Annotated in this window: 11 protein-coding genes; 6 read left to right on the top strand and 5 right to left on the bottom strand. The window is 73.7% G+C overall.

Annotated features, from left to right (window positions below):
• The first annotated feature begins 24 nt into the window (after positions 1–24).
• The 4 genes from OIE51_RS02975 (at position 25) to OIE51_RS02960 (ending at position 3023) form a co-directional block, all read left to right on the top strand.
• Entirely contained in the window at positions 25–1572 is a 1548-nt protein-coding gene (locus OIE51_RS02975) for a sensor histidine kinase (RefSeq protein ID WP_326595294.1), read from the top strand.
• Positions 1566–1982, top strand: coding sequence for a roadblock/LC7 domain-containing protein (locus OIE51_RS02970; protein ID WP_326595293.1), 417 nt, complete (start codon positions 1566–1568; stop codon positions 1980–1982). The genes OIE51_RS02975 and OIE51_RS02970 overlap by 7 nt, the downstream gene beginning before the upstream one ends.
• Before the next feature lie 4 nt (positions 1983–1986).
• Complete coding sequence (locus OIE51_RS02965) at positions 1987–2364, top strand: DUF742 domain-containing protein (RefSeq protein WP_326595292.1); 378 nt, start codon at positions 1987–1989, stop codon at positions 2362–2364.
• Between the two features lie 101 nt (positions 2365–2465).
• Positions 2466–3023, top strand: a complete 558-nt coding sequence (locus OIE51_RS02960) for a GAF domain-containing protein (RefSeq protein ID WP_326595291.1) — start codon at positions 2466–2468, stop codon at positions 3021–3023.
• Between the two features lie 18 nt (positions 3024–3041).
• Here OIE51_RS02960 and metG read toward each other — a convergent pair whose 3' ends face one another.
• The 4 genes from metG to OIE51_RS02940 form a co-directional block, all read right to left on the bottom strand.
• Positions 3042–4763 (bottom strand): methionine--tRNA ligase, encoded by a 1722-nt coding sequence (metG, locus tag OIE51_RS02955; protein WP_326595289.1) that lies wholly within the window; start codon positions 4761–4763, stop codon positions 3042–3044.
• 300 nt (positions 4764–5063) lie between these two features.
• On the bottom strand, positions 5064–7187 hold the full coding sequence (locus tag OIE51_RS02950) for a putative bifunctional diguanylate cyclase/phosphodiesterase (protein ID WP_326595287.1): 2124 nt from the start codon (positions 7185–7187) through the stop codon (positions 5064–5066).
• Positions 7184–7996 (bottom strand): SAM-dependent methyltransferase, encoded by an 813-nt coding sequence (locus OIE51_RS02945; RefSeq protein ID WP_326595286.1) that lies wholly within the window; start codon positions 7994–7996, stop codon positions 7184–7186. Before OIE51_RS02945 ends, OIE51_RS02950 begins: the two co-directional genes overlap by 4 nt.
• 181 nt (positions 7997–8177) lie before the next feature.
• On the bottom strand, positions 8178–9572 hold the full coding sequence (locus tag OIE51_RS02940; RefSeq protein WP_326595285.1) for a transglycosylase family protein: 1395 nt from the start codon (positions 9570–9572) through the stop codon (positions 8178–8180).
• A 196-nt stretch (positions 9573–9768) separates the two neighbouring features.
• Between OIE51_RS02940 and OIE51_RS02935 the strand changes: the two genes are divergently transcribed.
• The gene (locus tag OIE51_RS02935; protein ID WP_326595284.1) at positions 9769–9945 is read left to right on the top strand and encodes a hypothetical protein; all 177 of its coding nucleotides are present in this window, start codon (positions 9769–9771) and stop codon (positions 9943–9945) included.
• Between the two features lie 8 nt (positions 9946–9953).
• Positions 9954–12587 (top strand): class III lanthionine synthetase LanKC N-terminal domain-containing protein, encoded by a 2634-nt coding sequence (locus OIE51_RS02930; RefSeq protein ID WP_326595282.1) that lies wholly within the window; start codon positions 9954–9956, stop codon positions 12585–12587.
• Here the strand turns inward: OIE51_RS02930 and OIE51_RS02925 are convergent.
• Positions 12472–13350, bottom strand: a complete 879-nt coding sequence (locus tag OIE51_RS02925) for a phosphatase PAP2 family protein (RefSeq protein WP_326595280.1) — start codon at positions 13348–13350, stop codon at positions 12472–12474. The two genes, OIE51_RS02930 and OIE51_RS02925, sit on opposite strands and share 116 nt — an antisense overlap.
• Between the last annotated feature and the right edge of the window lie 309 nt (positions 13351–13659).

Below are 13659 nucleotides of genomic sequence, written 5' to 3'. Positions count from 1 at the left end.
GGGACCCGCCTGATGAGGACAGCGATGCCAGCACAGCTCCGCCCCCGGGCGCGCCCTTCCCGCGACCATCCGCTGCCCGCCGGGCGGTCCGCGGATGGCGGGTCCGGTGCCCGGCAGCGGCTGCCGCGTCTGGCGGTGCTGCCCGCGGCGCTGGTGGCCGTGATCGCCACCGCCGTCGTCGCGTACCTGCTGGGCGGCGGACGGCGCGCGGACGCGGACCGGACCGGCGACGGCCTCCTGTGGGGCGTGCTGGGCGGGGCCGCCTGCCTCACCGCGGCGGTGCTGGCCGTCGCCGCCGTCGTCGCCGCGGCCCAGGGCAGGGCGCACGCCGCCCGACTCGCGGCGCTGCGCCGGCAGGCCGCGCAGGGGCGCGTCGAGCTCCAGGCGCTGATGGGCCAGGCCGAGCGCGGCGAGCGGCTGCGACCACCGGACGGCCCGCCGCCGCCCGTGCCCGGGGATGATCCGCTGGACCGGCTCCGGTACGAGATCGCGACGGCCCGGCACGCCGCCGGATCGGCCGTCTGCCAGGTCGCCGCGCTGGTGAACACCGCGGGCGGCGGCGACGAGCGGGTCGAGGTCTTCGTCCATCTGGCCCGCCGCACGCAGGCGTTCGTCCACCGGCAGATCGAATACCTGGACGAGCTGGAGGCCGAGGTCGAGGACCCGGAGCTGCTCAAGGGCCTCTTCCACCTCGACCACCTGGCCACCCGCATCAGGCGCCACGCCGAGAACCTCGCCGTCCTGGGCGGCGCGGTCGCCCGCCGCCAGTGGAGCCGCCCGGTCTGTGTCTCCGAGGTGCTGCGCTCCTGTATCGCGGAGGTCGAGCACTATGCGCGGGTCAGGCTCGTGCCGCCCATCGAGGGCACCGTGCGCGGCCACGCCGTCGCCGACGTCGTCCACCTGCTGGCCGAGCTGGTGGAGAACGCCACCGAGTTCTCCGCGCCGCAGACCCAGGTGCTGCTGCGTACGCAGTGGGTGGCCGCCGGGCTGGCGGTCGAGGTCGAGGACCGGGGGCTCGGCATGACCGCCGACGAGCAGCGCCGGATGAACGCCGTGCTCTCCGGCACCGAGCGGCTCGACGTCACCGAGCTGCTGGACGCGGGCCGGGTGGGGCTGTTCGTGGTCTCCACCCTGGCCCGACGGCACGACATCGTCGTCCAGTTGCAGAGCAACATCTACGGCGGCGTCCAGGCCGTGGCCGTGCTGCCGCACGAGCTGCTGGGCGAGGCGAGCGAGGGGCGGTGCGCCCCCGGCGGGGTGGTCGGGGCCGCCGCCGGGCCGTCGGTCCCGAAGGAGGAGCCGCCGCCCCCGCCCCCGCTGCCGCACCGGCGGCGCGAGGAGCGGCTGGTGCCCCGTTCCCGGGAGAGCGCCGCGCCCGCCTCTCCCGCCGCGCCCGCCACTCCCGCCGTGCCCGCCGCGCCCCCGGCGCCGCCGCCACCCGCCGCCACCGCGGCGGCCCTCGACCCCGGCCTGCTGGCCGCCTTCCGGCGAGGCGCGGCCCTCGCCGAGGAATCCGACGACGGTCGGCCCCCACCCCCCTTCGCCCCCGAGGAGACGAGCCGACCATGGTGAGCGATGTGCCGGCCGGGCTGCCGACCGAGGTGTCCTGGCTGCTGACCCGCCTGGTGGAACGGGTGCCGCACGCCCGCGGCGCGTGCCTGCTGTCCATCGACGGCCTGGTGCGGGCCGTCCACGGTCTCGACGCCGACACCGCCGAGCAGCTGGCCGCCCTGGCCTCCGCCCTCTGCGCCCTCGGCGGCGCCGCCGGTCGCCGCCTTCCCGACTGCGGGGAGGCCCGGCAGGTCGTCGTCGAGATGGCGAACGCCCTGCTGTTCGTGTGCACCGCCGGTGACGGCGCCTGCCTGGCGGTGCTGGCCGGCCGGGAGGCGGACGCGGCCGTGCTGGGCCACGAGATGACCGTGCTCGTCAGGAGCGTGCGACCGGCCCTGGCCACCCCGGCCCGGCAGTGCGGGGGGCGGTGACACGATGACCGACTCCCCGCCGGACGACCCCCTGCTCGATGACGACGCGGGCCGCCTGACCCGCCCCTACACCGCGAGCGGCGGGCGCACCCGGCCCGCCGCCCGTCTGGACCTGCTGACCCTGGTCAAGGCCACCGGGCGCGGGATACGCCGCCACGTGGGGCCCGACCACGCCCAGGTGCTCGGGCTGTGCCGGCGGCCGGTCTCGGTGGCCGAGATCGCCGCCCGCGTCCGGCTGCCCGCCACGATCACCAAGGTGTTGCTGTCCGACCTGCTGGACTGCGGCGCCGTGACCGTCGACGCGCCCGCCCCGGCGCGCGGCGACCGCACCGACCGGGCCCTGCTGGAAGCGGTCCTGCACGGCCTGCGCGAACGGCTCTGACGCCCACCCGCACCGGCTCCCCGCCCCGACCCCCGGCCGCCCCCGTTCCGCGTCCCCCGTTCCGCATCCCGCATCCGACCCGAGTCAGTCAAGGAGCGACCATGCTGACGATCACCCATGACGACGCCCCCCGCCCCCTGCTCACCCCCGAGGACCAGCACGTCCCCAGCCGTATCCGGCGTCTGCGCGAACTCGGCATCGGCCTCGGCGCCGAGCCGGTCCCCGCGTTCGACGAGGCGGCCCGCGCCCTCGCCCGGGTCGCAGGGACGCCCTGGGCGGCCGTCACGTTCGTCGACGCGCACCGGCAGTTCTTCGCCGGGCTGCACGATCCGGAGGGGGAGGCGCGGCCCCGGCTCACGGCCAGGGACCACGGCTTCTGCCCCTACGTCGTGGTGCGCGGCAAGGCGCTCGTCCTGGACGACGTCAACGACTACCCGCGGTTCGCGGGCAACCCCGTCGTGCAGGAGGACGGCGTCCGCTCTTACCTCGGCGCGCCGCTCCTCGATCCCTCGGGCCTGGCGCTGGGCACCATCAGCGTGGTCGACCGGATGCCCCGGCCCTGGGGAAGGCGGGGGCTGGAGACCATCAAGGCCGCGGCGGCCGAGCTGACCGAACGCATCCTCGCCGCCGCTCCACCGGGAGCGGCCGACGCGGACTGAGGGCGGAGCCGGGGGAGGTCACTCCTCCTGGCCGCCGAAGCGCTCCCGGTAGGCGGCGAGATCGTCCTCGGTGATCTTGGCGAAGAGCACCGGCGGAACGGTGAACGGGGTCCCGGCCGGCACCGCGTCCAGGGCCCGCGCCTCCTCGGGCGCGACCCAGCGGGCCGCGGCGCCCTCCAGCGCGAAGACCGACCGCAGCGCCTCGGTCGTGAACGGGATGATGGGCTCGGAGACCACCGCGTAGAGGTGGATCAGGTTCATCGCCGTACGCAGCGTCAGGGCCGCGGCGTCCTGGTCGGTCTTGATCTCCTGCCAGGGCGCCTTCTCCTCCAGATAGGCGTTCCCCGCGCTCCACAGCGCGCGCAGCGCGAAGGCCGCCTTGCGGAACTGGAGGGCCTCCAGGTGCTCCTCGTACTCCGCGAGCAGCCGCGCCACCTCCTCGCCCAGCCGTCGTTCGGCCTCGCCCGCCGCGCTCCCGGCGGGGACCGCGTCGCCGAAGCGCTTGCGGGAGAAGGACAGCACGCGGTTCACGAAATTTCCCAGAGTGTCCGCGAGGTCCTTGTTGACCACCGAGGAGAACAGCTCCCAGGAGAAGGAGGCGTCGTCCGACTCGGGGGCGCCGGCCATCAGGAAGTACCGCCAGTAGTCGGCGGGCAGCACCTCCAGGGCGGCGTCCGCGAAGATGCCGCGGTTCTGCGAGGTGGAGAACTTCCCCCCGTAGTACGTCAGCCAGTTGAACGCCTTGACGAAGTCGACCTTCTTCCACGGCTCCCGGGTGCCGAGCTGGGTGGCCGGGAACATCACCGTGTGGAACGGCACGTTGTCCTTGGCCATGAACTCGGTGTACCGCACGGAGCCGTCCGCCTCGTACCACCACGAGCGCCAGTCGCGCTCCTCGCCGTCCCCGGCCGCGTCCGCCCACTCCTTGGTCGCGCCGATGTAGCCGATCGGGGCGTCGAACCAGACGTAGAACACCTTGCCGTCGGCAGCCAGCTCCGGCCACACGTCGGCCGGCACGGGCACGCCCCACTCCAGGTCGCGGGTGATCGCGCGGTCGTGCAGGCCCTCGGTCAGCCACTTGCGGGCGATGGAGGAGGCCAGGGTCGGCCACTCCTTGCCGTTCTCCTCGACGAACGCCTCGACCTCGCTCTCCAGCTTCGACTGGAGCAGGAACAGGTGCTTGGTCTCCCGCACCTCCAGCTCCGTGCTGCCGCTGACCGCCGAACGCGGCTGGAGCAGGTCGGTCGGGTCCAGCACCCGCGTGCAGTTCTCGCACTGGTCGCCGCGGGCCGCCTCGTAGCCGCAGTAGGGGCAGGTGCCCACGATGTAGCGGTCGGGCAGGAACCGGCCGTCCGCCAGCGAGTACACCTGGCGGGTGGCGCGCTCCTCGATGAACCCGTTCTCCTGGAGGCGGCGGGCGAAGTGCTGGGTGATCTCGACGTTCTGCGGCGAGGACGTGCGGCCGAAGTAGTCGAAGCGCAGGCCGAAGGCGTCGTAGACCGCCTTCTGGGCGTCGTGCTGCCGGGCGCAGAACTCGGCCACCGGCAGGCCCGCCGCCTTCGCGGCCAGCTCCGCGGGCGTGCCGTGCTCGTCGGTGGCGCAGATGTACAGCACGTCGTGGCCGCGCCCGCGGAGATACCGCGCGTAGACGTCGGCGGGGAGCATCGAGCCCACCATGTTCCCCAGGTGCTTGATCCCGTTGATATAGGGCAGCGCACTGGTGATGAGGTGTCGGGCCATCCTCGGATGCTCCAATGGTGAGAAGAGATAGCGAGAAGTGAAACGAGTCACGGAGTGTGACGGATCGCCGTAAGGGACTTCACTCATCCTACCGAGCCGCCGACCAGCGGCCCCACGAGGTTTTCCGGTGTCCGGCCGTGGCGGGTGATCGGGATGCTGAGCGGGGCATCGTACGACGCCGTGGACGTGGCCGTCGCCGAACTCGCGTTCAGGGGCGAGGAGATCGTGCTGCGCCCGCGCGGCCGAGGCGGCTGCGATCAAGACCTGGGCCCGGGGGGCGGGGCCGGCCGCGACGCCCGGTCAGACCGCCTCGGGCAGCCGCTCCGGCGGTCCGGGCTTCGCGTAGTACCAGCCCTGCGCCGAGTCGCAGCCCAGCTCGCGGAGCTGCTCGGCCTGGGCGGAGGTCTCCACGCCCTCCACCGTCACCGAGAGCTGGAGCGTGTGGGCGAGCGAGACGATCCCCTCCACGATCTTCAGGTCGACCGGGTCGGCCGGGTCGCGCTGGAGCCCCTGGGTGAAGGAACGGTCCAGCTTGAGGGTGGTCGCGGGCAGCCGCCTGAGGTTCGCCAGATTGGAGTACCCGGTGCCGAAGTCGTCCAGCGCGATCCCCACGCCCAGCTCGGCCAGCTCGCGCAGCGGACGCAACTCGTTCTCGTCGGCGCTGATCATCGCCGTCTCGGTGACCTCCAGGCAGAGCGAGCTCGGCGGCAGCCCGGCCTCCTCCAGCACCGCGACGGTGTCCTCGACCAGCTCGGGGTGGGAGAGCTGACGCGGCGACAGGTTCACGTTCACCTTCAGGGCGCGCGTGCCGCCTATGCCACGCACCTGCCACTGGCACGCCTGGCGCACGGCCTCCTGCAGCACCCAGCGGCCCAGCGGAACGATCAGCCCGGTGTGCTCGGCGAGCGGGATGAAACGGTCCGGTCCGAGCACGCCGTGCCGGGGATGGCTCCAGCGCACCAGTGCCTCGGCGCCCTCCAGGCTGCCGTCCTCCATCTTGACCAGCGGCTGGTACTCGATGAAGAACTCGGCGCCCTTCAGCGCGGCCGGCAGGTGGTGGGTGAGGTGGTGCCGGCTGATGGCGCGGGCGTCGGAGTCCGGGTCGGCCACCGCGTACCGGTTGCCGCCCTCGCCCTTCGCCCGGTACATGGTGATGTCGGCGCTGCGCAGCACCTCGGCGGAGGTCAGGTGCCGGGTGGCGCCCTCGACGATCCCGATGCTGGCCCTGACCATCAGCTCCCGGCCGCCCACGTCCACGGGCGTCGCCAGCGCCTCCAGCGCGTGCCGCGCGACCTCGATGACCGCCTCGGCCGTCGGCGGGTCCACGACCAGGGCGACGAACTCGTCGCCGCCGATCCGGGCCAGCATCTGTCCCGGCCCGGAGACGCAGCTCTGGAGCCGCTCGGCCACGGCGATCAGGAGCTGGTCGCCGACGGCGTGGCCGAGGCTGTCGTTGACCGCCTTGAAACCGTCCAGGTCCAGATAGCACAGCCCGATCCGGGCCGGCCCCGAGCCGGGGGCGAGCGTCTGCTCCAGCCGCTCGAAGAACAGCGAGCGGTTCGGCAGGTCGGTCAGCGCGTCGTGGGTGGCCTGGTAGCGCAGCCGCAGGTTCAGCAGGCGGCGCTCGGAGACGTCCTCCACCATCGCCAGCATGTAGCGCGGCCGGCCCTCGGCGTCGCGCAGCAGCGAGACGGTCAGGTTGGTCCACAGGACGGTGCCGTCCTTGCGGTGGTACGGCTTCTCCACCTGGTAGTGCTCGCGCTCGCCGCGCATCAGCTCACGCTGCATCCGCCAGACCTCGGGGGAGTCCTCGGGATGTGTCCAGCTCAGGACGTTGCGGCCACCCACATGCTGCTCGAAGCCGCCGAACATCCCGGCGAGCGCGTCGTTGATGTCCAGGATCTCGCCGTCCATGTCGGCGATCCCGATGCCCAGCGGGGCGTCCTTGAAAACGGCACGGAAGCGCGTCTCGCTCTCGTGCAGCGCCTTGGCGATCTCGGCCTGCGCGGTGAGCGCGGCGCGGGAGACCGCCTCCTGCTCGGCGCGGGTCCGCTCCTGGAGCGCCTTGGCGAAGCCGGCGGAGACGGCGTGCTGGAGGCGGGCGCAGCGGGTGCGGCCCTCCTCGGGGCTCAGCCGGTCCGGGTCCCCGCAGTGGAGCAGGAGGTAGGCGTCGATGACGCCGAGCACGCTGGGGAGGGCCTCGGGCGCGGTGCAGTGGGCGGCGACGAGGGCCTCGCCGACCGCGCGGGCCGGGTCCGGGTCAAAACGCGGAGCGTGCAGCGCGTCGGAGAGCCGACCGGTCAGGTCCAGCAGCAGTGCCTCGAACTCCGGCCTGGTCATCGAGGTCGCGGTGGCCGGGTAGACGGCGCGGCACCAGAGGGTGGCGAAACGCCGCGGGCCGTCGGAGGATGGCGAGGGTCTCACGCTTTGCGTCCTACTCCCGCGTAGCCGGCGTACACGATGGGATCCTCCTGATCGGGCGGGCCTTCCGGCCGCCAGTCCGGCATCGGGACCAGGCCGGGGTCGACGAGCTCGAAGCCGTCGAAGAAACGCGCGATGTCCTCGCCTGAGCGCATCACGAGCGTGGCGCCGCCGTCGCGATAGATCCGCGTGATCCGGGCACCCTGCTCGGGCGTCATCGAACCGTGGTCGACGGAGGCGTGAGTGAGGATCAGCAGGCTGCCGGCCGCCAGGGAGTCACGCAGCGCGGCGACCTTCTCACCGGGCTTGTCGTCGTCCTCGAAGAAGTGCAGCAGCGCCACGAGCAGCAGGGCCACGGGCCGGTCGAGGTCGAGGAGCCGGCCGACCGGATCGCTGTTCAGGACGCCCTGCGGATCCCTGAAGTCCGCCGAGGCGACATCCGCCCGGTCGTCACCGGCCAGCACCGCCCGGCTGTGGGCGACGGCCACCGGGTCGTTGTCGACATAGACCACCCGGGCCCGGTCGCTCGCCTCCTGGGCCACCTCGTGGACGTTGCCGAAGGTGGGGACGCCGGAGCCTATGTCCAGGAACTGGGTGACGCCTTCCGAAATGGCGTGACGCACCGCGCGGCGCATGAAGGCACGATTCGCCTGGGCGATCTTGGGAATGCCGGGGAAGGCTTCCAACGCCTTGCGGGCCGCCGCGCGATCCACCTCGAAATTGTGGGAACCGCCCAAGTAGTAGTCGTACATGCGCGAAACGCTCGGGACGGACAGATCCATACCCGGCGGCGCCCAGGCGGGCAGTTCCATCGACGCCTCCAATGTCCCCTGCATATGCGCGAATTGGCCCGAGGGTTGAGACTACTGACTCCACGGCGGATGAGGGAAGGAAACGCCGGATCAACGTCCCCGCGCTGGGGGAATACCTGGGTATCTGTCCGGATAGGTCGGCGGGAGTCGCGACCGCATCAGGCCATGGATCTGGCCGGATTCACAGCGAGACGCCGTTCTGCCGCAGATAGGCCAGCGGGTCGATGTCGGTACCGAACGCCTCTCCGGTGCGGATCTCGAAGTGCAGGTGCGGGCCCGTCGAGTTGCCCGTGGAGCCGGAGCGGCCGATCTGCTGCCCGCTGACCACCGGCTGTCCCTCGGAGACGGAGATGGCCGAGAGATGGGCGTACTCGCTGTACTTCCCGTCCGCGTGCTTGACGATGACCTCGTACCCGAAGGACCCGGACCAGCCGGCGGAGACCACCTGACCGTCGGTCACCGACTTCACCGAGGTGCCGGTGGCGACCGGGAAGTCGACGCCCGTGTGGTAGCCCACTGACCATGAGCCGCCCGTGGCGTGGTAGGCCGTGCCGGTGCCCGCGCTGACCGGGGCGCTGTAGGCGGTGCGTTCGGCGGCGGCCCGCTCGGCCTCGGCGCGTTCGGCCTCGGCCGCCGCCGCGGCCTCGGCTTCCTCCCGCTCCCGCTCCCGCTCCTCGGCCTCCGCTTCGGCCGCCGCCTCCGCCGCGGCTTCCTCCCGCTCCCGCTCCCGCTCCTCGGCGTCCGCTTCGGCCGCCGCCTCCGCCGCGGCTTCCGCCTCGGCCGCCTCGGCTTCCGCCGCCGCCTCCGCCTCGGCGCGCTCGCGCTCCTCCCGCTCCCGGTCCTCGCCGGCCTCCTCGGAGGCGGGCTCCTCGGCCGGCGCCGGCTCCTCGGCCGCTTCGGCGCCGGACTGATCCGCGTCGTCCAGGGCGAGCCGCTGGCCGGGGAAGATCAGATCGGGGTCGCCGCCGACCGTGGCGCGGTTCAGCTCGTAGAGGGACTGCCAGCCGCCACCGACGTCGTTGGACTGGGCGATGCCGAACAGGGTGTCGCCGCTCACCACTTCGTACAGATCGCCGGTGTCGGCGGCCGGCGTCCGGGGGCGCGCGCGGGTCTCGGTCGCGGCCGGGGCCGCCTGGGCCGTCGGGGCGGCCGTCCGGGTCGTGCTCTCGGCCACGGGCGTCACCTCGGGGGTGACGCCGTCGCGGACCAGGCCCGCCACGTCGGAGCAGGCGGGCCAGGCGTCGGGGCCCTGGCCCGCGAGGACCTTCTCGGCGACGGCGATCTGCTGGTCGCGCGTCGCCAGATCGGCGCGCGGGGCGTACTCGGTGCCGCCGTACGCCTCCCAGGTGCTCTGGACGAACTGCAGGCCCCCGAAGAACCCGTTACGGGTGTTGATGTCCCACTGGCCGCCGCTCTCGCACTGGGCGACCTCCTCCCAGGTGTCGGCGGAGGCGGCGCCCGCGCCGCTCGCGCCGATCAGCGGGAGCGCCAGCCCCGCACCGCTCGCGGTGACGGTGAGCGAGGCGCGGGACACGGCACTCGGCCGGTAGCGACGGTGTCGTCCACGTGTGGTCATCGGCGGTTCCCTCCCCGAGCCGTCTGCACTCTGCGCCCCGTCAGATGAGATTCCGACCAAGGGAGTTGTACGGCGGAACCACGATATGGGCCGGGAAACCGCTCGGCAAGGGAGCACACACGGGTGCCATTGGCGCCGCCGGGACCCGGTGTTACGGTCGATGGGCTCGCCAGAAAACGGCACCAGGGAGCCATGAATGGAAGCCTTGTCGGATCTCGTCCCGCGCCGGGCCGGAGAGTTCGCCGTCGAGCCCCGGATTCCCTTCGACACCATCGAGCAGGCCGCCCACGCGGCCGACCGCTGCCCCATCAGTTGCGTGTGCACCGGCTCGACGGCCAACTGCCTCGCCACCGGCAACAGCGCGTTCGCCTGAGCGACGCCGTGCCGGGCTGGGACGGCGGAGATCTCGTCCGGCGGGCGCTGGCCGGAGCCCCGGTCGGCGCCCGCGCGGTCTCCCTGCGCACCGGGGCGGCCTGGGTCACCGTCGTGCCGGACGGCGTGCCGCTCGCCGCGCACGGCTGGAAGCTGCACATCTCCTCCCGCGCCGTGACCTTTCCCGCGCTGGCCGCCGTGCTGCTGCCGCGCCTGCTCGCGGAGCGCTGTCACTTCAAACTGGCCCGCTCCGAGGCGGCCCTGGCGCGCCTCAACAGCGGGCGGGACACCCCGGCCGCCGTCGGCAAGGCCGTCACCGTCTACCCCGGGCCCGCGCGGGTACGCGACCTCGGGCTCGCGCTGGCCGCGCTGCTGCGCGGCCACGAGGGACCGCGCGTGCTCAGCGACCGCAGGATCGCCGCCGACGCCCCGGTCTACTACCGCTACGGCCCCTTCATCGCGCGCTGGGTCCCGGGGGAGCGGGGCGGCCTCGGCATCCGGATTCCGGGGCCGGACGGCGAGTGGTTCGACGCGGTCGCCACCCTCGAATACCGGCGGCCGTCGTGGGCGGCCGACCCGTTCGGCGCCGGACCCGAGGACGCCGGAGCGGAGGGTGCGGGGAGCGGCGGTGCGGAGGGTGGCGGTGCGCCGCCGCTGGGCGGGCGCTACCGGCCGGTCCGGGGCATCCACCAGGCCGCGCAGGGCAACGTCTACCGCGCGGAGGACACCGCGACCGGACGGCCGGTCATCGTCAAGCAGGCCCGCGCGTACGTGGGGGAGGGGCGGCGGGGCGACGCGCGGACCCGGCTGCGCAACGAGCGCCGGGTGCTGGCGGCGTGCCGGGACCTCGCGGGTGTCCCCGCGTTCGTCGACCACTTCGCGCACGGTCCCGACGAGTTCCTCGTCACCACGGACGTGGGCGCGTTGAACCTTCTGCACCGGGTCCGCACCGGCGGCGCGCTGCCGGTCGGCGAGCTGCGCCGTGTCGCGCGCCGGATCGCGGGCACCCTGGTGGCGCTGCACGACCGGGGGATCGTCATGCGGGACGTCACACCGCGGAACGTGGTGCTGGGGGCCGGGCGGGCGTTCCTCGTCGACTTCGGGCTCTCCGCCCTCGCCGGCTTCCATCCGCCGGGCGGCACCCCGGGGTTCGCACCGCCGGGGCAGCTTCGTGACGAGCCGCCGGACCGCGCGGACGACTGTTTCGCGTTCGGCATGACGCTCGGCTACGCGGCGACCGGGATGCTTCCCCTCGCCGGGATCGCGGAACGGGCCCTGGCGCGGCGGCGCATGCTCCAGGGCCTCGGCGCCGCCGGAGCCGGGGCCGGCACGGTGGCGGCGATCGGCGGCCTGCTGGCCGACGACCGTGCCACGGCCGAGGCGGCGCTGCGGGACCTGGCCGCCGGCCGGTGGCCCGCCGGGCCCGGGCCGGCGCCGCCGGGCACCGCGCCCCCGCCGGACGAGCCCGTCGCCCGGCTGACGGAACGGGTGCTGGACCTGGTGCTGGCCGGCGTCGGCAGGTATCACCTGGACGGCGACGAGGCCGCCATCGGCTCGGTCGACGGCGGCCTCTACACCGGCAGCGCGGGCATCGGTCTGGAGCTCCTGCACCACCGCGACCGCCCCGGGGTGCCGGCCGTGCTGCGCCTGCTGGTCGCGCACGCCCGCGCGGCGACCGCGCGGATCGGGCCGGCCGAGGGGCTGTACGCGGGGACCACCGGCGTCGCGCTCTTCCTCGCCCACGCCGCCGCCGCCGGGTTCGGTACCGGCGAGGCGCCGCCGCCGGGCGCGCCGCCGGAGCCGAACGACGACGTCTTCAGCGGCGTCGCGGGCGTGGGGCTCGGGCACCTGCTGCTCGCCGACGTCACCGGGGACCCCGGCCACCTGGCGGCGGCCGGAGCACGGGCGGAACAGCTGCTGTCCCGCGACGGGCCGCGGCTGTCGGTGGCCGCTGACTCCGGGCTGCCGCCGGGCGCCGGAGTCGATCCGACCTTCGGCTACGCCCACGGGCTAGCGGGAGTGGTGGACTTCCTGACCGGGCTGGCGGCCCGGACGGCCGACCCGCAGGTGGGGGAGGCCGCCCTCGCCGGGGCCCGGCGGCTCGCCCGGCGGGCGGCCGAGCTGGCCGGCGCGGCGGCGGCGCCCTCGGCCGTTCCGATCGCGGCGTCGTGGTGTCAGGGACTGGCGGGCGCCGCGCGGGCGCTGGGGCACGCGGCCGTCGTGCTGGGCGAGCCCGAGCTCGACCGGGCCGCGCGGACGGCGGGCGCGGCGTGCGCCGCGTGGGTCCCCCGCATGGAGAACCTGTCCCAGTGCTGTGGTGCCTCGGGCGTGGGCAGCGCGCTGCTCGACCTCGCGGACAGCAGCGGCGACGACCGGTTCCGCGCGGGGGCGGAGCGGGTGGCCCGCCATCTGCTGGTGCGCAGCCACGGTCCGGACGCGGCGCCGGAGATGATCGACACCGAGGGCCAGGACGCGCCGCTCTCCTTCGGGATGGGCTACGCCGGAATCCTCGCCTTCCTGCGCGGGCTCAGCTCTCCCGGCGCACCAGATCCACTGCGGGCGGTGCCGGTGCGGGCTCCGCCGGGGACACCGGCTTCCCCCCGGCCCCGGCCCCGGCGGGACGCGGGGCGGCGGACTGCGTGACGGCGGACTGGGTGACGGCGGGCTCCGGGAGGCTCGGCGGCCGGCTCGTGGCCGGCTCCAGGATCTCCACCGGGGGACGAGGGATCCGGGGCGGGCGGAGCACCACCAGGATGATCGCCAGCAGCGCGCAGGCCACGATGCCGTCCATCCAGTAGTGGTGGCCGGTGGCGACCACCGCCAGTACGGTGATCAGCGGGTGGATCAGCCACAGCCAGCGCAGCCGGCTTCGCGTCGCCACGATCAGGGTGAGGGCGATGAGCACCGCCCAGCCGACGTGCATCGAGGGCATGGCGGCGAACTGGTTGGACATGGAGTCCGGGTCCGGCTTGTCATACACTCCGGGGCCGTAGATCGCGCTGGTGTCCACCATGTCGTCGGTCCGGAACAGCCGCGGCGGGGCGAGCGGCATCAGCAGATGCAGCACCAGCGCGGCACCGGTCAGCCAGGTGAGGACCCAGCGGAACCAGACATAGTGTCCGGGACGCCGCCAATACATATAGATGAGGAACAGCGCCATGGCCGGGAAGTGGACGGTCGCGTAGTACACGTTGATGGCGCGGATCAGCGACTCGCTGTGCAGCACCATGTCCTGCACCCATGCCTCGCTGGGCAGGTAAACGGCCCGCTCCAGGCTCCAGATCCGGTCCGCGTTCTCATACGCTTCCGAGAACTGGCCGTTGGCCGCGCGCCTGCCCAACTTGTAGCCCGTGTACAGCACGATGACGAGCAGCAACTCACGTATCAGCGGCGGCCTCGACGACATGGCGGACCGCTTTCGGCGCCGCGTGACGAAAGCTCGCTTGAGCACCTCTGGGCTCGGCATAGGCAGTATTCCCGAATGGCAGACGTGGCGGACCCCGGCCTGGCAGCGTGAACATTTCAAACGGTTCACACTTCGATCTTCTGTTCCCGCACAGAGTTTACGGTGTTCCCTGGACATCGCCACACGAAACCCGTCATGCCCGGGGCCTGACCGGAAGTCGGGCCAGGCCGCCCGCCGTTTCCCACAGCTCTTTCTGCCGCGCCGGGTCGCCGTGGGCGTCCGGACCGCCGCGTCGCCGATGGTGCCGCG

It is taken from the genome of Streptomyces sp. NBC_01803 (assembly GCF_035917415.1).
In the GTDB taxonomy this organism is placed as follows: Bacteria; Actinomycetota; Actinomycetes; order Streptomycetales; family Streptomycetaceae; genus Streptomyces.
Note: the sequence above shows the minus strand (reverse complement) of the source record. Positions and strands in the feature narration are given on the sequence as shown.

Excerpts from the sequence above, each read along its gene's own strand:
- OIE51_RS02945 (WP_326595286.1), bottom strand. The coding sequence starts at position 7,996 with ATGGAACTGCCCGCCTGGGCGCCGCCGGGTATGGATCTGTCCGTCCCG.
- OIE51_RS02935 (WP_326595284.1), top strand. The coding sequence starts at position 9,769 with ATGGAAGCCTTGTCGGATCTCGTCCCGCGCCGGGCCGGAGAGTTCGCC.
- OIE51_RS02960 (WP_326595291.1), top strand. The coding sequence starts at position 2,466 with ATGCTGACGATCACCCATGACGACGCCCCCCGCCCCCTGCTCACCCCC.
- OIE51_RS02925 (WP_326595280.1), bottom strand. The coding sequence starts at position 13,350 with ATGTCGTCGAGGCCGCCGCTGATACGTGAGTTGCTGCTCGTCATCGTG.
- metG (WP_326595289.1), bottom strand. The coding sequence starts at position 4,763 with ATGGCCCGACACCTCATCACCAGTGCGCTGCCCTATATCAACGGGATC.
- OIE51_RS02970 (WP_326595293.1), top strand. The coding sequence starts at position 1,566 with ATGGTGAGCGATGTGCCGGCCGGGCTGCCGACCGAGGTGTCCTGGCTG.
- OIE51_RS02965 (WP_326595292.1), top strand. The coding sequence starts at position 1,987 with ATGACCGACTCCCCGCCGGACGACCCCCTGCTCGATGACGACGCGGGC.
- OIE51_RS02975 (WP_326595294.1), top strand. The coding sequence starts at position 25 with ATGCCAGCACAGCTCCGCCCCCGGGCGCGCCCTTCCCGCGACCATCCG.
- OIE51_RS02940 (WP_326595285.1), bottom strand. The coding sequence starts at position 9,572 with ATGACCACACGTGGACGACACCGTCGCTACCGGCCGAGTGCCGTGTCC.